At 60.9% G+C, this 18861-nt stretch carries 19 protein-coding genes; 11 read left to right on the top strand and 8 right to left on the bottom strand.

Annotation, left to right across the window (positions count from 1 at the left end; all coding sequences use genetic code 11):
• Positions 1-80: 80 nt before the first annotated feature.
• Both ACSOSP_RS16435 and fba read right to left on the bottom strand, forming a co-directional pair.
• Positions 81-983, bottom strand: coding sequence for a phosphoribosylaminoimidazolesuccinocarboxamide synthase (locus tag ACSOSP_RS16435; protein ID WP_455308340.1), 903 nt, complete (start codon positions 981-983; stop codon positions 81-83).
• A gap of 386 nt (positions 984-1369) precedes the next feature.
• Complete coding sequence (gene fba, locus ACSOSP_RS16430) at positions 1370-2434, bottom strand: class II fructose-bisphosphate aldolase (protein WP_455308338.1); 1065 nt, start codon at positions 2432-2434, stop codon at positions 1370-1372.
• A gap of 353 nt (positions 2435-2787) precedes the next feature.
• Between fba and ACSOSP_RS16425 the strand changes: the two genes are divergently transcribed.
• Genes ACSOSP_RS16425 through ACSOSP_RS16405 form a run of 5 tightly spaced genes read left to right on the top strand, consistent with a single transcriptional unit; the run spans position 2788 to position 5827 of the window.
• Positions 2788-3450 (top strand): PAAR domain-containing protein, encoded by a 663-nt coding sequence (locus ACSOSP_RS16425; RefSeq protein ID WP_455308336.1) that lies wholly within the window; start codon positions 2788-2790, stop codon positions 3448-3450.
• Positions 3451-3472: 22 nt separating this feature from the next.
• Positions 3473-4021, top strand: coding sequence for a PAAR domain-containing protein (locus ACSOSP_RS16420; RefSeq protein WP_455308334.1), 549 nt, complete (start codon positions 3473-3475; stop codon positions 4019-4021).
• Positions 4018-4575: a PAAR domain-containing protein gene (locus ACSOSP_RS16415; protein ID WP_455308332.1), complete on the top strand. Its 558-nt coding sequence runs from the start codon at positions 4018-4020 to the stop codon at positions 4573-4575. Before ACSOSP_RS16420 ends, ACSOSP_RS16415 begins: the two co-directional genes overlap by 4 nt.
• 2 nt (positions 4576-4577) lie before the next feature.
• Entirely contained in the window at positions 4578-5201 is a 624-nt protein-coding gene (locus ACSOSP_RS16410) for a type VI secretion system amidase effector protein Tae4 (protein WP_455308330.1), read from the top strand.
• Positions 5198-5827, top strand: coding sequence for a hypothetical protein (locus ACSOSP_RS16405; protein ID WP_455308328.1), 630 nt, complete (start codon positions 5198-5200; stop codon positions 5825-5827). The genes ACSOSP_RS16410 and ACSOSP_RS16405 overlap by 4 nt, the downstream gene beginning before the upstream one ends.
• 171 nt (positions 5828-5998) lie before the next feature.
• Here ACSOSP_RS16405 and pyk read toward each other — a convergent pair whose 3' ends face one another.
• From pyk to ACSOSP_RS16385, 4 genes are all read right to left on the bottom strand, one after another.
• Entirely contained in the window at positions 5999-7435 is a 1437-nt protein-coding gene (gene pyk / locus ACSOSP_RS16400) for a pyruvate kinase (RefSeq protein ID WP_455310992.1), read from the bottom strand.
• Positions 7436-7859: 424 nt separating this feature from the next.
• Complete coding sequence (locus ACSOSP_RS16395; RefSeq protein ID WP_455308326.1) at positions 7860-9050, bottom strand: phosphoglycerate kinase; 1191 nt, start codon at positions 9048-9050, stop codon at positions 7860-7862.
• 431 nt (positions 9051-9481) lie between these two features.
• Positions 9482-9805, bottom strand: coding sequence for an AzlD domain-containing protein (locus ACSOSP_RS16390; protein ID WP_455308324.1), 324 nt, complete (start codon positions 9803-9805; stop codon positions 9482-9484).
• Positions 9802-10647 carry an AzlC family ABC transporter permease gene (locus ACSOSP_RS16385; protein ID WP_455308322.1) on the bottom strand — a complete coding sequence of 282 codons (846 nt, stop codon included), beginning with the start codon at positions 10645-10647 and terminating at the stop codon, positions 9802-9804. Before ACSOSP_RS16385 ends, ACSOSP_RS16390 begins: the two co-directional genes overlap by 4 nt.
• Positions 10648-11264: 617 nt before the next feature.
• Here ACSOSP_RS16385 and ACSOSP_RS16380 point away from each other — a divergent pair.
• The 3 genes from ACSOSP_RS16380 (at position 11265) to waaF (ending at position 13841) form a co-directional block, all read left to right on the top strand.
• The gene (locus ACSOSP_RS16380) at positions 11265-12188 is read left to right on the top strand and encodes a branched-chain amino acid transaminase (RefSeq protein ID WP_455308320.1); all 924 of its coding nucleotides are present in this window, start codon (positions 11265-11267) and stop codon (positions 12186-12188) included.
• A 126-nt stretch (positions 12189-12314) separates the two neighbouring features.
• On the top strand, positions 12315-12509 hold the full coding sequence (locus ACSOSP_RS16375) for a zinc-finger domain-containing protein (RefSeq protein WP_031359576.1): 195 nt from the start codon (positions 12315-12317) through the stop codon (positions 12507-12509).
• 282 nt (positions 12510-12791) lie between these two features.
• Complete coding sequence (gene waaF / locus ACSOSP_RS16370; RefSeq protein WP_455308318.1) at positions 12792-13841, top strand: lipopolysaccharide heptosyltransferase II; 1050 nt, start codon at positions 12792-12794, stop codon at positions 13839-13841.
• Between the two features lie 28 nt (positions 13842-13869).
• Here waaF and ACSOSP_RS16365 read toward each other — a convergent pair whose 3' ends face one another.
• Positions 13870-14004 (bottom strand): hypothetical protein, encoded by a 135-nt coding sequence (locus ACSOSP_RS16365; protein WP_455308316.1) that lies wholly within the window; start codon positions 14002-14004, stop codon positions 13870-13872.
• Positions 14005-14112: 108 nt separating this feature from the next.
• On the opposite strand from ACSOSP_RS16365, the gene ACSOSP_RS16360 reads away from it, so the two are divergent.
• The 3 genes from ACSOSP_RS16360 to ACSOSP_RS16350 all read left to right on the top strand — a co-directional run bounded on the left by ACSOSP_RS16360 (position 14113) and on the right by ACSOSP_RS16350 (position 16606).
• Complete coding sequence (locus tag ACSOSP_RS16360; protein ID WP_455308315.1) at positions 14113-14559, top strand: nuclear transport factor 2 family protein; 447 nt, start codon at positions 14113-14115, stop codon at positions 14557-14559.
• Between the two features lie 123 nt (positions 14560-14682).
• Positions 14683-15999 (top strand): YheT family hydrolase, encoded by a 1317-nt coding sequence (locus tag ACSOSP_RS16355; protein ID WP_455308313.1) that lies wholly within the window; start codon positions 14683-14685, stop codon positions 15997-15999.
• Positions 15992-16606, top strand: a complete 615-nt coding sequence (locus ACSOSP_RS16350; RefSeq protein WP_455308311.1) for a DUF2946 family protein — start codon at positions 15992-15994, stop codon at positions 16604-16606. Before ACSOSP_RS16355 ends, ACSOSP_RS16350 begins: the two co-directional genes overlap by 8 nt.
• A 6-nt stretch (positions 16607-16612) precedes the next feature.
• Here the strand turns inward: ACSOSP_RS16350 and ACSOSP_RS16345 are convergent, their stop codons facing one another.
• Positions 16613-18784 carry a M48 family metalloprotease gene (locus ACSOSP_RS16345; protein WP_455308309.1) on the bottom strand — a complete coding sequence of 724 codons (2172 nt, stop codon included), beginning with the start codon at positions 18782-18784 and terminating at the stop codon, positions 16613-16615.
• Positions 18785-18861 lie beyond the last annotated feature (77 nt).

Below are 18861 nucleotides of genomic sequence, written 5' to 3'. Positions count from 1 at the left end.
TTTTACAGCCGCCGGGCTGCTCGAACCGCCCGCATGGGAGCGAGCGCATTCGTTATGCCAGCCCGGGGCCGCCTGAAAAACTACGCCAGCGACTGCCCGGTCAACCGTTGCAGCGCTTCCTCGTACTTTTCAGCCGTTTTCGCGACTACGTCGTCGGGCAGTTTCGGCGCCGGGGGCGTCTTGCCCCACGATTGCGTTTCGAGCCAGTCGCGCACGAATTGCTTATCGAACGATGGCGGGTTCGTGCCCACCTGATACCCGTCCGCCGGCCAGAAGCGCGACGAATCCGCCGTCAGCACCTCGTCCATCAGGAACAGTTCACCGTGGTTATCGAGACCGAATTCGAACTTCGTATCCGCGATGATGATGCCGCGCGTCGCCGCGTACTCGGCCGCTTCCTTGTACAGCTTGATCGAAATCTCGCGGATGGTCGCCGATAGTTCCGTGCCGATCCGGCGTTCCATCTCATCGTAGGTGATGTTTTCGTCGTGATGGCCCATTTCCGCCTTCGCTGCCGGCGTGAAGATCGGCTCGGGCAGCTTTTCGGCGTTCTTCAGGCCCGGCGGCAGTTCCACGCCGCAGACCGAACCCGTTGCCTGATAGTCCTTCCAGCCGCTGCCGGCCAGATAACCGCGCACGACCGCTTCCACCAGGATCGGCTCCAGGCGCTTCACCACGACGGCGCGGCCCTTGACCTGATCGGCTTCATCGGCGGCAACGACGGTCGCCGGATCGATGCCCGTATTGTGGTTCGGCACGATGTGCGAGAGCTTCGCGAACCAGAAATCGGCCATCTGGTTCAGGACGCGACCCTTGTTCGGAATGGGCTCGCCCATGATCACGTCGAACGCCGAGAGGCGATCGGTCGTGACGATCAGGAGCTTGTCCTTGCCAACTGCGTAGTTGTCGCGGACCTTGCCGCGCCCGAGCAGGGGCAACGATTTCAGCGTGGATTCGTACAGCGGGGAATGTGAGGTGGACATCGTCATCTACCGGAAAAGTGCCGCAAATCAGGCTGAGAGAAAAAACCAACACGCCGTTCCCCGGAATTGCGGGAACGGCGGTTCGTGTCGGCTGGCCCTGTCATGCGCCCGGGGACAGCCTTGGCATTCATTGGCGTAAGATGCCCGGCGCAAAACCGGGCGACAAGCGCGACTCACCGCTATTGTAAACGCGTCGGGCGGATGACCCGGTTTTGTGAGGCTCCGGGTGGAAACACTCGCCGCCCCGTCGAGGATGGCCATCTCAAAAAAGGCCGTCCAGCGGGCCGTTCAAACGCCTGACGGGAGCTTGACTGCGGCTTATGGCCCAAGACAGTGCCCCCTTTGCCAGACCTTCTTACACCGGGCTGCAACGCTTTTCGACCTGCTTACCTGACGATCTGAGCTAGTTCGCCTGACTTGTACTTCTCGGCGATTTTATCGAGCGGGACCGGTTTGATCTTGCTCGCCTGGCCTTCGCAGCCGAATTGCATGTAGCGTTCAAGGCAGATTTTCTTTGCTGCTTCGCGAGCAGGTTTCAGATAGTCGCGCGGATCGAATTTCGACGGATTTTCGCCGAAATGGCGGCGAATTGCACCCGTTATTGCGAGACGCAGGTCGGTATCGATGTTCACCTTGCGCACGCCGTGACGAATTCCTTCCTGGATTTCCTCGACCGGCACGCCATAGGTTTCCTTCATGTCACCGCCGAATTCACGGATTTCAGCCAGCAGGTTTTGCGGCACCGACGACGATCCGTGCATCACCAGATGGGTGTTCGGGATGCGTTGATGGATTTCCTTGATGCGCTGGATGGCGAGGATATCGCCGGTTGGCTTCTTGGTGAATTTATACGCCCCGTGCGATGTGCCAATAGCAATAGCCAACGCGTCGCACTGGGTTTTCTTAACGAAGTCGGCGGCTTGTTCGACGTCGGTGAGCAGTTGCTCGCGCGTCATGGTGCCTTCGGCGCCGTGGCCGTCTTCCTTGTCGCCCTTCATGGTTTCGAGGGAGCCGAGCACGCCGAGCTCGGCCTCCACCGTCACGCCGATGGAGTGCGCTGCCTCGACCACTTTGCGCGATACATCGACGTTGTATTCATACGATGCGACGCTTTTGCCGTCGGCTTCGAGCGAGCCATCCATCATGACGCTGGTGAAACCGCTGCGGATGGCGGCCATGCAGACCGCAGGGGATTGCCCGTGGTCCTGATGCATCACGACCGGGATATGCGGGTATGACTCGACGGCGGCTTCGATCAGGTGACGCAGGAACGCTTCGCCTGCGTATTTCCGCGCACCGGCGGACGCCTGCATGATGACCGGGGCGTTGACCTGGTCGGCGGCCGACATGATGGCTTGTACTTGCTCCAGGTTGTTGACGTTGAATGCTGGGAGCGCATAGCCGTTTTCAGCCGCGTGGTCCAGCAGTTGACGCATTGATACGAGAGGCATGGGTAAAACTCCTTGAGATGGAACGAAGTCTTTTTTGGCTGTTTGCGGTTTTTTTTGGTGTTTTGGGCATCGCCGGATTTGTAATATTTTAGCTGGAGCCGGCAGGCCGTTATGTGTTCGTTCGCACTGGAGATGCTCGCTCGCGCCCCGGGGCAGGCGTTTTTTAGGGGCTCTGGTGGGGAGGGGACCCGGTTAGTGGTCTGCCTGAGTTGGCTATTTTTTATAGGTGCATGACGTCGTTGAGTTGGATCAACGTCACATAGTGTTTCGGACAAGTCCTATATACCGATCCAACGAGGTTCAGCCAGCCTACCAGGCAGGATAAATTTTCCAACCCTGAAGGAGACTGGCACGTGAAAAATCACGCTACCGACGAAACGACCTACTTGTACGCCACCATCGGCTCGCTGACCGCGCGCGGCGGACGGGTCACGCTAGCAACAGGAGGGGCCACTGTTGCAGGACTGGGACTTGCTCGCGTCGGCGACGTGGTGACGTACCCCGACGGCAGCGAAGCGGTCATTGTGGATGGGGCAGGTCTAGCCACAGTCATTGCGAACCAGCCTGCCGCACTTGTGGGGAGTAGCTTGAGCAACGGCGACCGTATTGTCGAGTCGTTGCAGCAGGGACACGGCATAGTCGTGCGCGCCGGTAAGACTATCGACGGGCTCTTCGATGCGGCCTATGTGCCACCGCCCGCCACCGACCCCACGTATCGCTTTGCAGTGAAAGGAGCAACGACTCGGCTAGGCGGTGTACTTCGCGAAGCGACGAGCGACTTCGAGGTCGGCGGGACTCATCGCAAGGCGGGCGCCGTTGGAGATTTTATCGAGTACGACGACGGCACTCGCTCGCAGATCATAACTGGTGTCGGCTTACCTGACACACCCGAGTTTCGTGCCCTCGCTGTTGTGGGTAGCGTACTTGCGAACGGCGATGTGATTAACGACAGCCCCGACCGTAAGCACCGCGCTGCCGCCTTTGTGCCAATGCGCGCGGATAGCTCCGTTCACTGATCGACCAACGGAGCTGCATTCCATGAGACTCGATTTAGTTCGACATGGCGATCCGACAACTACCCGTGGTTTCGTGATCGCCTATTCGTCAACGATGCACGACGATGGAAAGAAAATCGCGCTGTTCGGTGACACGGCAACATGCGGAAACTGTAAAGGCGCATATCCGATTTACGGGACCGGAGAAGGCGTCTCTGAACAAGGCCGCGTTGCAGTCGTGCATGGAGACAAAGTGCTGTGCCCGTGCGGAATGAACCGCGTGATCGCTGGGGGTGACGCAGGCTGCAATCTGGAACCACAACGTGATTTATCAATAACCGGTACGACAGCTCTCGGCACTGCGGCTATTTCTTCATCATCGATTGTCATTTTTGACGAGCAAATTCGTGCTTCCGCCACGGCTGCGGCCTTAGATGGGTATCCGTATTTCATTGAGACGCGAGAAGGTCGAACCTACTCGGGACGTATAGGCGCGGATGCATCATTACCCCGCATCTCGACGGCGGCGATCGACGAATACGCAGTGCATTGGGGCGACGATGCACTCGCACGATGGGAGTACGGCACATGATGCGTCTGCTTCTTTGCGTGGGTGACGAACCCCAAACCGGTGGCTATACGGTGAACAGCAATACGCGGCCATTCGGCGTTTCAGGCCATCCGGCCGCGATTATCGGCGGTCACGCTTACTGCAACGCATGCAAAAGCATGGGGCTTATTGCGAAGGCGGGAGGTCCGAGAAGGATCCAACACACGCCGCACGAAATCGCTCTGGATGGCGATATCTTGCTGTGCAAATGCCCCGAACCACCACATATGGTTGCGCGGATGCAGAGCACCTTCCGTCATGAGGACATGAGCGATCGTCTGGGCACTGTGGCGTCAGCCAGAACTGCAAGTGGTGGCGTCTCCTCCGTTGCGATAGGTTCATACGATGAACGTGTCCAAGTAGGACGAACGGCATCATTCGAAGGCTATCCGTACTTCATTGAAACGACAGATGGGCGCGTATTTTCGGGGCGCGTCGACTCGGCTCGGCTATTGCCGCGAATCAACACCGAGTGTTCGGAAAGTTACTCCATCTATTGGGGCGACGACGCCCTTGCCAAACACGAGGAAGTCTGAGGATGCCGAACAAGAGGACTGTAGTGCAGACGAATTCGACACCCGATTCCATTAAAGTAGTGGAACTGAAGGTGCTGACTTTTCAGGAACTGTGGGATAACTACCCATCGGGCGATCCATACGACGATCCGACCGGAGCGTACAAGAATCAATGTGCAATACGCATGAGTGTTACGTTCCATCGAGTCGGTAGTGAGATGAAATCGTTCTCGCAGAAGCTGGTTAAGCCTATGCCGGGGAAGCCGACCCTTGGGAGGATACTGCTAGACGGCAAGCCCACGGCTACGCGTGCATACGAGTTGGCTGAATGGCTGCGGTTGCAACCGTTAGCAGGACTTCCTAACGCTCAAGACATTACGGGTGCGAATTGGGAGTCAAAGGTCAAAGGACGAACTGGCATCGTTTTCTTCTACGGGTACTGGCGACAGGACGGGGATTCGCCGGACAATCTGAGCGGCGGTCATATCGATCTCTGGAACGGAACACGATTGACTATAAGCGGCCCGATCGACTCCATTGCAACCATTAGCAGAAGATTCGGCTTTAACTCCTTTGCGGCCGATTTACCGTTTGGATTCTCGGATTTGCGAAAATCGAAAGAGATCCTATTTTGGGAAATCAAGTGAAAAGACTCGCGGCGCTTGTGTTTTTTGCGGTCATCGGTGCGGGCGCCGGGCTCATTGCCGCGCGCATCGCGCTTGCCTTTAAGCCGGTCTGCGGATATGAGTGCGACATCCGCTCGTTTGGAATTTGGTTCGCGATTACCGGAGGGTGTCTTATTGGGTTTCCAGTGTTGGGCCAGGCGTTCACACGTGGACTGCGACTAACTCCCGGAAGAGTAGCCGGGCTCTCCATTTTCTTGGTAACAAGCGTACTCTTCGGAGCAGCATGCTTTTATGTCGTGGACCTTCGCACGCGATATGCTGATGCTGAGGTAGCACGTCCGGTTCGGTCAGATTTTGACTTCATGTACATGACCATAACCAAGCGCGACGTGCAGGCATACACGAAGGCGGCTGGCGGTATGGCGACGCCGCTTTCCGTCATCCCTCAATGGCAGCGATGTGCGTTAGACGGTGCCTGGTGCGATACCAATCCGAAACAGGCACATATGCGGTGCAAATCCGGAGAGGTCTACGTGAATGAAGCCGACTGGTCAGCACTCGCCCTTATCCCAAGGGAGAACATTCGGGGGGCAGTCCCTATGAAGTCGACAAACCTGTGCGCGCCCGGAAATATTCCAGATTACTGAACCCACAATCGATGTCGGATTGTCCACTCACTAACCCACCGCTTGCGCGGTGCATGTGAGTGGATCCCGCTGACCGACCCTTCCCAATCTTTCGCTGTGTACCGCTAACCCAGGTCCCGAAACACCGCGACGCGAGGCGCGATGTACTCGCGCCTTTTCCTCCGAACAAACTTAAAACGGATCTCCCACCCGCACGATCTTCATCGCGTTGGTCCCTCCGGCTTGCCCCATCGGCTCACCCACAGTCAACACGACCATATCGCCGCGAGCGGCGTAGCCCTTCGACACCACCACTTCCAGCGCCTGCTGAAGCGCGATATCGCGATCGGTGTTCGTATCCAGGTGCAACGACGTCACGTTCCGATAAAGCGCCATCGTCCGCTCGCTGCCAATGCGCGGCGTCAGCGCAAAAATAGGCACATGCGACCAGTGCCGCGACATCCACAACGCCGTCGCACCCGACTCCGTCAATGCGACAATCGCCTTGGCGCCCAAGTGGTAAGCCGTGAACAACGCGCCCATTGCAATCGATTGATCGATCCGCGTGAACGTGCGATCGAGGAAATCCTTGTCAAGCTCGCTCTGCTCGGACTTTTCGGCTTCAAGACAAATAGCCGCCATTGTCTCGATGGTCGTCACCGGATACTTCCCCGCCGCCGTCTCAGCCGACAACATCACGGCATCGGTGCCATCCAGCACGGCATTCGCCACGTCCGATACTTCAGCACGCGTCGGCACGGGCGCATGGATCATCGACTCCATCATCTGGGTCGCCGTAATCACGAACTTGTTCGACTCGCGCGCCATGCGGATCATGCGCTTCTGCAGCGCCGGCACAGCGGCATTACCGACTTCCACCGCCAGGTCGCCACGTGCAACCATGATGCCGTCCGACGCATCAAGAATGCCCTGCAACGCCGGAATGGCTTCGGCGCGCTCGATCTTCGCGATCATCTTCGGCTTGATGCCGTACGGCGCGCCCGCGATGTTCGCCAGTTGCCGCGCCATTTCCATATCGGTCGCGTTCTTCGGAAACGACACCGCCACGAAGTCGGCACCAAGCGACATCGCCGTCTTGATGTCCTCCATGTCCTTCTCGGTCAGCGCCGGCGCGGTCAGCCCGCCGCCCTGCCGGTTGATGCCCTTGTTGTTCGAGAGATCACCACCCACTTTCACCGTGGTATGGATCTCTTCGCCAATCACACGAACCACGTCCAGCACGATCAAACCATCGTTCAGCAACAGCACGTCGCCGTTGCGCAGGTCGCGCGGCAAATCCGGGTAATCCAGGCCGACTCGTTCGTCATTGCCCAGCTCACAACGCGCATCGAGGATGAACGCATTGCCCGCGATCAACGTGACCTTGCCGTTTTCGAACTTGCCCACGCGAATCTTCGGGCCTTGCAAATCGGCCATCAGCGCCACTTCGCGACCGCATTGCTTGGCGGCGTCGCGAACGTATTGCGCGCGCTGGCGATGGTCGTCGGCGGTGCCGTGCGAGAAGTTGAAGCGGACCACGTCGAGGCCTGCCTGCATCATTTGCAGCAGGACTTCAGGGGTACTGGAAGCGGGGCCGATAGTGGCGACAATCTTTGTAGCGCGATGCATGGAATTCCTCGTCTGGGTGGTATCGCCTGGAACAGCGCTGCGAGTACGGTGTGCTGACGGGGATGAAGCTGTCTCCGCCTGCGAACGCGCACCGGCTCGGGCCGGCGTCGCTTTGTGATGACTATTCGATATCTGTCCGGCGGCCGGAATCAACGACGCGCTCGCGCCGCCAATCATGACCGCGGTTTCCTTGCGTATTTCCTTCCTTCTTTCCTGCTTTACGTCCGAACCACGCCGGGCCGGCGTCGCAGCGGAACGCTTCGACTTGGCCGGGGCGTGAGCGGGACCGGGTTTGACCCCGACCGCCACCCTCGATCCAATTTCAGCCGCCACCGACAAACCCGCGTCAGCGGCCAACTCTTCTTTATCTGCAACAACTACGGACTCAGGACGATCGCTCTTCGACGTGGCTCCTTTCATGGGCTCAGGCCCGCGACTCGAGCACTTCCACCGCGGGCAACGTCTTGCCTTCCAGGAACTCCAGGAATGCGCCGCCGCCCGTCGAGATGTACGAGATCTTGTCGTGGATGCCGTACTTCTGGATGGCCGCGAGCGTGTCGCCGCCGCCTGCAATCGAAAACGCCGATGAGTTCGCGATCGCGTCCGCCAACGTCTTCGTGCCGTTGCCGAACTGGTCGAATTCGAACACGCCAACCGGCCCGTTCCACACGATCGTGCCCGCCTTCTCCAACTGCGCGGCAAGCGCCTTGGCGGTGTCCGGGCCGATATCGAGGATCAGGTCGTCGTCCTGTACCTGGTCCACGGCTTTCGTTTCAGCCTTGGCGGTCGCGGAGAATTCCTTCGCAGTTACGACATCGCTCGGAATAGGCACCGATGCCCCACGCGCCCGCGCTTCGCTGATGATGGTCTTGGCTTCATCGATAAGATCCTTCTCCGCCAGCGATTTGCCGATCTTCAACCCCGACGCGAGCATGAACGTATTGGCGATGCCGCCGCCCACGATCAACTGGTCCACTTTCTCCGCCAACGACTTGAGGATAGTGAGTTTCGTCGATACCTTCGATCCCGCGACAATGGCGACCAGCGGGCGTTTCGGCTCGCCGAGCGCCTTGCCCAATGCATCGAGTTCAGCCGCGAGCAACGGACCGGCGCACGCCACCGGCGCGTATTTCGCGATGCCATGCGTGGTCGCTTCCGCCCGATGCGCGGTGCCGAATGCGTCGTTCACGTAGATATCGCAGAGATTGGCGAGCTTCTGTGACAGCGCGTCGTCGTTCTTCTTCTCACCCTTGTTGCAGCGGCAGTTTTCGAGCAGCACGACCTGGCCCGGCTGAACCTGCACACCTTCGACCCAATCGGCGACCAGCGGCACATCGCGGCCGAGAAATTCGCCAAGGCGCTTGGCCACCGGCGCAAGCGAGTCTTCAGGCTTGAACTGCCCTTCCGTCGGGCGGCCGAGATGGGACGTGACCATCACGGCGGCGCCCGCTGCCAGTGCTTGCTGAATGGCCGGCACCGAGGCGCGCACGCGCGTGTCTTCGGTGATGTTGCCCTGGTCGTCCTGCGGGACGTTGAGGTCGGCGCGGATGAAAACACGTTTGCCGGACACTTTGCCTTCGGCGATCAGATCGGTGAAACGCAATACTTTCGTCATGGGAGTCAGCGGGTGAGCGAGTAATTGGAAAGCGGTTCGGGCGAGTTGAATCTGCGCGCCGTGGATTTATACCAGCGGGCTCACAAGGTCGCTACGGGGAAATTGAAGTGCTCAACATCGCGAGGCGGCCGCGCTCAGGCGGACGATTCGAACAAGCAAGGGACAACGAAATGAGACGTGCAGCGCCTTTCGTCCGCGACCGGGAGGCCCAGCCGACGAGGCGATGCAGCGAAGAATGGAGCGAGTAAAGCTGATGTGCGATGACTGCCGGATACACGTTTCGACCTCATTCGATACGACAGCGAGAGCGCCATTTTAACCGATACCCATGCCCGTCCGACGCAGGAAACGCAAATCCCCAGGATTCGGGATCGGTGAGTTTTCGATGGCTTACAAGAAGCGTCGCATGACGCGCCGCAGCAAAACCAGCGTCAGGCGATCAGCCGCAGAACCGTGAAGACAATCATGCCCACGACAATTGTCCCGAGCATGCCGCGGCGCCAGAGAAACCAGGCGAGACCGCACAGGGAAGCGTAGAGCGCGTGATTCGAGAAAGCGATCGAAAGTCCGGCCGGCGTAGTCAGAAGATCGGGCACGACGACCGCGACTAGGGCCGCAGCCGGCGCGTACCGCAGCGCGCGCTGCACACGCTCGGGCAGGATCATGCGCTCGCCGCCCATCAGGAACAACGCGCGCGTGATGCCCGTGATCAGCCCCATGCCTGCTATGGCAAGCCAGACTTGCGCGGCGCTCATGGGACGCTCCGTGTGCTTTTGGGACTGACCGGCGTTTTGTCGAGACCGGATGGAGGAGTCAGCGGTTCGGCGTCGGCGAGACGAGGTGCGGGGATTTCCACACGTTTAGGCGCGCCGCTGATTTTGCGTCCTGCTCCCAGCTTCTCCGCCATGACATCGACAAACGTTCCCGCAAGCAATGCCGCCGCCACGGCCAGCGGTAATGAAAGCCGGTACGGCAAATCCAGCGCAACCAGCGCGATCACGCTCGCCACGCCGACGGCCGCAAGCGTGGAGCGCGTCGCAATCGCCGAGACGATCAACGGAATCAGCGCGAGCGTGCCGGCGAGTTCGAGGCCCCAGTTATCGGGGAAGAGGCTCGCGAGCAGGATTCCCGCAATCGATGACACTTGCCACGAGGACCAGCTCGTCGCCGCCATGCCCCAGAAAAAGGCCTCCTTGCCGGGCTGATAGCCGGTCGGGAAATTACGCTTCTGGAACATCAGATAAATGATGTCGCCGTTGAAATAACCCAGCACCAGCCGGCGGCGCAGCGGCAGATAGGCGAAATGAGGCGCGAGCCCCGCGCTGAAAATGACGAACCGCAGGTTCACCATGGCAGCGGTCAGCAGGATGGTCCAGAGCGGCAATTTGGCGGCGAACAATGGCAGCACAGCGAGTTGCGACGATCCCGCGTAGGCCGCGAGCGACATGCCAAGCGCCTGCGGCACGGTCAGCACGGACTTGGCCATCGCGATGCCTGTTACCAGACCCCACGAGAATGTGGCCGGAACCGCCGGAGAGAGGGTTTTGACGCCATCGAGAAACGCGCGTCGGTTGAGGTCTGACAGCCGGTCGAACATGGAGATTGGTGCGAGTCGCGGTGTACTTGTGCGGTTGAGCGGCGGAATCCAACTGATCCGGCGAAGAACAGGCAGGAAGCAGGCAGGAAGCAGGAAGGAACCGGACGATTGGCGCGAACTTGCCGTGGATCGAACCTGAATCGCCGGTCAAAACGACCCGAAACCGCGACGCCGGGCCTTGCGGCGAGCCTTTCAGCAAGCCTTTCGACGAGCCTTGAATCACGCCGTATCAGTCCCACCCACGCGGATGGCGACCTTTGGCGCATTCCTCACGATTTGCTTTCGAACCGCAACGTTGACTGCACCTTGGGACGCGTCGTGTGATGGTGAAAGCGGAATTATAGCGTCGTGAAAGCCGCCAATTGGCCGACAGCGCCCGTTTTTTAATCGAAAAGACGCTAAAATGACGGTCTTTGGCCGCCCGGCAGTTTGCCGGTTTTGCGTTGGGATTCCATGCTGCGCGCTGTCTCCGGACAGGCGCCACGGCTTGGAAAAAGGCGCATGAAGTCCGTTGTCATCGTCATGCCGGTCAAGCGGGCGAAAGATGCGGACGCGACAAACCGGTGCAAACCGGCGGACCACTCATTATCTGCACACTACTCGCCAGGAGAAATCGTATGTCAATGGCCGACCGCGACGGCAAGATCTGGATGGATGGCAAGCTGATCGACTGGCGCGACGCCAACATCCACGTGCTCACCCACACGCTGCACTACGGCATGGGCGTTTTTGAAGGCGTGCGCGCCTACAAGACGGGTACCGGCACGTCGATCTTCCGCCTGAAAGACCACACCAAGCGCCTGCTCAACTCCGCCAAGATCTTCCAGATGGAAGTGCCGTTCGATCGCGCGACGCTCGAAGCCGCGCAACTCGAAGTGGTCAGCGTGAACAAACTGGAATCCTGCTATATCCGCCCGATCGTCTGGGTGGGATCGGAGAAACTGGGGGTATCGGCGAAAGGCAACACCATTCACGTCGCGATCGCCGCGTGGCCGTGGGGCGCCTATCTCGGCGACGACGGCATTGCGAAGGGCATCCGCGTGAAAACGTCATCGTTCACGCGCCATCATGTGAATGTGTCCATGGTTCGCGCGAAGGCGTCGGGCTGGTACGTGAACTCGATCCTGGCGAATCAGGAAGCCATCACCGACGGCTACGACGAAGCGCTGCTGCTCGACGTCGACGGCTACGTGTCCGAAGGCTCCGGCGAAAACTTCTTCCTGGTGAACAACGGCAAGCTGTACACGCCGGACCTGGCGTCGTGCCTGGACGGCATCACGCGCGACACGGTCATCACGCTCGCACGCGACTTCGGCATTCCGGTGATCGAAAAGCGCATCACCCGCGACGAGGTTTATACCTGCGACGAAGCCTTCTTCACCGGTACGGCCGCTGAAGTCACGCCGATCCGCGAGCTGGACAATCGCACCATCGGCGAAGGCAAGCGTGGTCCGATCACGGAAAAGCTGCAAAGCGCTTTCTTCGATATCGTGACCGGCAAGAACGAAAAGTACGCCGATTGGCTTGCGCAGGTTAAGTGACTTAGCGCGGAATCGGACGCATGACGTACGGCGGTGAGCCGAGTTTTTCCTGGCCGTTGAGTTTGAATATCGGACCAGGAAAAACCGGCTCATCGCGTCCCCAGACTAGAACGAACGAGATTCCTCATGAGCGAACTGAAGGAAATGCCGCTGGTCCAGTTGTCGGCGAAAGATGTGCCGGCGTTCTGTCCGAACCCCAACATGCCGCGCTGGAGCACGCATCCGCGCGTTTTCCTCGATATTTCCCACGGCGAAGCGCGTTGCCCGTATTGCGGCACACGCTACAAGCTGAAAGACGGTGAACACATCAAGGGTCATTGAATCTTCGCGAATTGTCGACTTCGCGAAGAGAAGCGGCATGCGGTTTGCCTCACGCCGCCCGCCTGTCTGCGCGACCACTAGCGATGCTGTGCCGTATGTAGCCGTTGACGCCGCCGATCCCGTTGAATACAGCGTTCCGGCCGCGCTCGATGTTTTCAAAGCACGACACCTCGCGCCCCGACGCCGGACACGCTGGCAGCCGGGCGCCCTCACCCCCAATTGCACAACGCGCCCACCCACATGGTGTGAGCTGCGTTATTTTTGAGACTGGAACTTAAATAGATGCGTCGCGCGTTGGTTATCGCACCGAACTGGATTGGTGACGCATTGATGGCTCAGCCGCTGTTTTCGCTGCTGAAGAAGCTGCATCCGCGCATTGTCATCGATGCTGTCGCGCCCGCCTGGGTCGCGCCCGTGCTGGAACGCATGCCCGAGATCCACGATGTCTACGCCACCGATCTCGCCCACGGCAAGCTGCAGATGCTGCGTCGCTGGCAACTCGCGAGCGATCTGCGCGACGTGGGTTACGACGCTGCTTACGTGCTGCCGAACTCGTTCAAATCGGCGCTGATCCCGTGGATGGCGAAGATCAACCTGCGGGTCGGCTATACGGGCGAGAGCCGTTATGGCGTGCTGAACGTTCGGCACGCGAATCCGGCCAAGGGTCAACGCCCGCCCATGGTGGGCCAGTACGCCGCTCTCGCCTATGCTCCGGGCGCGAAGCTGCCGTGGCTGCAGGAAAACGCCACGGTTCCCATGCCCGTACCGCGACTCGATACCGACCTGAACGAAGCGGCGCGCGTCTCCGCCCGCTTCAATCTCGATACGCGCGCGCCGCTCGTCGTGTTTTGCCCGGGTGCGGAATACGGTCCGGCAAAACGCTGGCCACCGGAGCATTTCGCGGCGCTCGCGCAGTTCATCGCGCAATCGTTCCCGTATGCACGGATCGTCGCGCTCGGCTCGCCGAAGGATTCGCCGATTGCGCAAGCCATTGCCGATCGCGCGCCGAACGTGCGCAACCTGTGCGGGCAGACGTCGCTTGGCGAGGCCTGCGCGCTGATCTCGCGCGCGAGCGCCGTGGTTACCAACGATTCCGGCCTGATGCATGTGGCTGCCGCCCTGCGTCGCCCGCTGGTGGCGGTGTTCGGCTCGACCGACCCGCGCCACACGCCGCCCCTGTCCGATCTCGCAAAGGTACAATGGCTGCACCTCGAATGCAGTCCGTGCTTTGCCCGCGAGTGTCCGCTGGGTCATATGAACTGTTTGCGTGAACTCGGCGCCGAGCAGGTTTTCGGCGATTTACGCGGCATGTTGATGATGCAGCGTCATTAAAGCGGGTTGGGCTGAAGCGGATTTGGCGTCATGGCGCGTGCTGATCGAGCGAGCAAGGCCAAACCGCTTCAGCTTCGAAGACCGCTTCGTGACTTCGCCAGAGCAGCGTCTGCCACGCCAGGATCATCGGCGGCGCGTTTGCGGTATCGGCGCTTCCTGACATGCCAATGTCCCTAAGCCGGGGCATGCTTTTGAAACTTGACCGAACTGTGGCGCCTTTTTGTCCGAAAACATCGGGCGCCATGCATCGACTGTTAGAGACCCACGAGCCATGCCACGTTTTGCCCGTCTATTCGAAGCCGCCGCCGATACCCTCAACGCCTATTACCAGGCTGTCGCGGAGGGCAATATCGACAGCATCATGGCGCTCTGGATCGACGAGGAATTCGCCACGTTCATCCGCGCGGACGGCTCGCATCTGGCCGGCCTGGACAGTATTCGCGCGGGCCTCGCGACGCAACTCGGGAACCGGCCGGTCACCGTCGAGCCGCTCGATATCCGCGTCTACGACAGTCTCGGCACCGTGGTCTACGCCATCGCGGAAGCGCATCAGCCTACCGAACCGGGCAGCTCGCCCGCCATGGTGTTCAGCACCTATGTGATGGTCCACGAACGTGGTGAATGGCGCATTGCACATATCCACGCTAGTGCGATAGCAGACGAAGCCGCAGGCCAAATTGCGGCGAAAATGCGACATGGACAAGGTCCGCTGCATTGACATCGGTTTTGCGGGTACGCTGGGCAGGGTAGCTGGCGTCCGCGATTCGACGATAGCTCTGTCAGTTTGATCGGCAGGCCGTCGGCATCCGTTCGCATCCTGCTTCCCGTTTGAAGACGCGCCATGAAACGCGATCACGCTCATCTCATTCCTGACGCTCCGGCGCTGCAATCCCGCTCGGCTTTTGAGCAGACCGCTTCGGCCGCTCTCGACGCGGTGAGCCAGACAACGCTTGAACCGCTGTCCGAATGGCTGTACCGGGCGCCTCGATGGCTGCCTACCGCGCACGCGCAGACCATCGTGCCGGCGCTGTTCGCACAGCGGCCAGCCGTGAAATACCGACGGGAAAGGTGGGCGACCCCGGACGGCGATTTCATCGATCTCGACTGGCTGGCTTATGACGCTTATGACGTCGACGGTGAAGGCAACCAACGCGCCGATTCCGGCGCCGCCGCCACCAACGCCTCGCACCCTGAACCGCGCGAGCGTCGAAACCCAGCCGCCACATCGTTCGATGAAACCGCGGCCTTGCATGACGGTGTTGGCCGCGAAACGATAGCGGCGCAAGCGGCGAATCCCCCTCCCGCCCGGTCTGCACCGCTCTTTGTGCTCTTCCACGGACTTGAAGGCAGCTCGGACTCCCACTACGCTCGCGTGCTGATGGCTGAAGCGAAGGCGCGCGGCTGGTTTGGCGTCGTGCCGCATTTCCGCAGTTGCGGCGGCTCGATGAATCTCCTCCCGCGCTTCTACCATCTCGCCGACAGCGCCGAAGTCGACTGGGTCTTGCGTCGATTGAAGGCGCAACATCCCGGCCCGGTGATTGCGGCGGGGGTATCGCTGGGCGGCAACGTGTTGCTGCGATGGTTGTGCGAGCAGGAACAGGACGCCGCCGCCATTCTGGACGCTGCCGCCGCGATTTCCGCACCGCTGGATGTCCACGCCGGTGGCCACGCGATATCGCAGGGGTTCGGCATGGTCTACACGCGCAGTTTCCTCAAGACGCTCAAGCGCAAGGCGCAGGCGAAACTCGACCAGTATCCTGGCCTCTTCGACCGCGACGCCATGCTCGCGGCCCGCACCCTGCACGCCTTCGATAACGCCGTGACCGCGCCGCTGCACGGTTTCCGCGATACCGACGACTACTGGACCAGCGCCACCACGCGGCCCTTTCTGCCGCGCATCGCCATTCCAACGCTGGTTCTGAACGCCCGCAATGATCCGTTCCTGCCTGGGCGCGTGTTGCCGTCGGCGGCGGAAGTTTCTGCGGCGGTGACCCTCGATCAACCCGCGCATGGCGGCCACGTCGGTTTCATGACCGGGCCGTTTCCGGGAAGGATCGACTGGTTGTCGCAGAGGGTTTTCGGTTATTTGCAGACTCACGTGCATCATGTGCATCGCGGCCATCACGCGGCACACCAAACGGATTCCGAGCATGGATGAGATCGTCAAACAGGCGCTGGCCAAATGGCCCAACGTCCCGCATTGCACCGGCTGGCTGCTGCTCGACCGGCGCGGCCAGTGGCGCATGCGCGACGACGCCACGCAGGCGGCCGGTCTTCCCGGCGATATCATCCGCCACGACGCGTTGCTCGGTTTCATCAACCGCAACTACGCCGCCGATGCCGACGGTCAGTGGTTCTTTCAAAACGGCCCGCAGCGCGTGTATGTGGAGCTGGGTTACACGCCGTGGATCGTGCGGCTGAGCGAAATTGACGGCGCAGTGGACGATGCGGCAGACGGCGAGCTGCGGCTGACCGATCACGCAGGCGGACGGTTTGAGCCGACGGCGGTTTGGCTCGACGATGAAGGCGGTGTGCTGTTCTCCGGCAGCCCTGATGTCCGCGATGGCGCTCACACTTCGCGCATCGCCGCGTTGCACGATCACGATCTCGACCTGTTTTCCACGCACGCCGATCTCGACGATAACGGCGGCGTATTCCATTTCGCGGCCGGCCTGGATCTGCCATTGGGGCATATCGAACGAGATGATGTGCCGCGCAAGTTTGGTTTTGTCGCGAGCCCGGCGGCGAAAGCAGCGGCCTCGTAAAGCCTCCTAACTATCGTCCTTCTCCAACTCGCGCTCTTCCTTGTAGCGCGCCTGGAAGTCGCGCAGACGCGCAGAAATAGTCGATAAATCGTAGAAGCTCGCGCTCTTGAGATCGCGGGCAGCCTCCAATTGCCGGATCGCTGACGGCCATGCGCCGTCGAGCGCAAGCTTCTCCGCCATGGCGCGATGTTGTTGCATGGGATCGTTCGCACCGACACTCGCCTGCGCCAGATATCGCCACCAGTCGGGCTGAGCCGGATCGGCGCGCGTTTCGTGGCGGGCGAGCGCCTGGGCATCGGTAAAACGATGCGCGGATAACAACGCCTGCAAGTGCGTTTCGACGGCGGCATGGGAATCGGGCCAGCGCTGCTGGGCGATTTCGGCAAGATGCACGGCTTCGGCGTCGTGGCCGGAGAGGCGCGCGATCTCGGCGGCGAGGACATCGAGGCTCGGGGAACTGCGCGATTGGCGAGTTGGGGCGGCGACGGGGTTCGCGGTGGTGGCGGCTGATGGACTTGCGGCGTTCAGCGATGCCAGGGCTGTGCTGGCTAGCGAAGCGACGTTGACGGAAGGTGCGGGGGTGTTGGTTGATGGGGCTATTGCGGTGCTTTTTGCAACGGGTTGTGCGGCGCTTTCGCGTGGTTCGAGCGATTGCGACGGCGGGGCAGCGTCGCTTGTTACGCGTTGACGAGGCTGCTGCGGAACCGATCGTGCGCCCGATTCACTCGCCGTCGTCCGACGCGTTTCGACCGACAACGACTGAGAGTCCGAGTCATGTGCCCTCATCGCGTGCGTTTCGGCTGATCCCGGCCGTGTTACCGGCTCATTCGCCCTCGTTCGGCCCGATCCCTCCGATACAGACCGCGTGCCGGATTCACCCCCAAGCCCGCGTTTTGCTGCACCCGCGTCCGGATTCCCCGCGCCCTCGCGACTCTCGAACGCGTGCCGCGCTTCGTCTAGCGCTTCAGTCGCGGCTCCATAGTCGCCCAATAGCGTCTGCGCGAGCGCGACGCCATACCAGTTCGCCGATACGTTCAGCGCGGTCTCATCGTTGATTTCGGAGCGCAAGCGGCTGGCGATATCGCGATATTCACTCGCCGACTTCACCTGCAGCACGCGCGCTCGTGCCCGTACGAAACCGTACTCCGACCCCTGGCGCGGTTGTCGATACGATACCTGGCGTGCCCGGTCCTCCATATCGGCCATGCGCTCGCCGGTCAGCGGATGCGTGCGCAGATACGGCGGCAAGCCGTTATCGCCCATCGCTGTTCGGTCAAGGCGCGCGAAAAAGGCGACCATCGCGTAGGGATCGTAGCCGGCTGCGCTCAGCATCTGGAAGCCGACGCGGTCCGCCTCGTGTTCCGCCGCGCGCGAAAAGCGCAACTGGCTGTCGAGCGCGAACGCCTGCCCGCCCATCGCGATGCCCATGCCCAGGTCGCCGCTATGCGCGACCACGCCCGCCAGCACGCCGAACAACATGGCCGCGAGCGCCGCATACGTGCTGCGCTCGCCCGTGCTCATCATGCGGGCGATGTGCCGTTGCAGCACGTGCCCCATCTCGTGTCCAACCACGGATGCCAGCTCCGACTCCGTCTGCGTCGTCGCGATCAAGCCCGTATTCACGCCGATAAAACCACCAGGCATCGAGAACGCGTTGATCTGCGGATCGCGCACGGGAAAAAGATCGAAGTCGGGCAGATAGCTGCCGATGTATTGCATCGCCGCCGCTGCCGATAACCGCGCCGCAATCGAATTCAGGTAATCGCGGATGAGCCAGTCATCGAGGTAATCGGGGTCGCGGCGGAGATCGCGCATCAAACGCTCGCCGAGGCGACGCTCGGCTTGCAGGGTCAGCGTGCCGCCGGAACCATCGCCGAGATCGGGCAGTTGGAGCGCGTTCATCGATGCCTGGAGACCGGCTTTTTCACCCGGGCGGTTCGCGAAGCGGGTTTCGGCGCCGCCGTAGAGGCCGAAGACGTTGGCGTCGATGGTGGTTGTGGGAGTCGTTGAGGCGGTGGATGGGGATGATGCTGGCGCGAGATCGGCGAGGGGCTTGGCGGTGAGCGACGCGTTCGACGCATTCGCACTTTGTGCGGCTGAAACCGCTTGCGCGAACGCGCCGGGCGGCACGGCCACGGTCAGGCACAACACGGCGGCAACTAGTCGATTTGGACGCATGGCAAACTCTGCTATACGGTCGCCGGGATGGCGCGCGGCCAGCGGCTGAAACGCTGTTAATGGCTAAGCGAAAACGA

It is taken from the genome of Caballeronia sp. KNU42, assembly GCF_053760385.1.
Note: the sequence above shows the minus strand (reverse complement) of the source record. Positions and strands in the feature narration are given on the sequence as shown.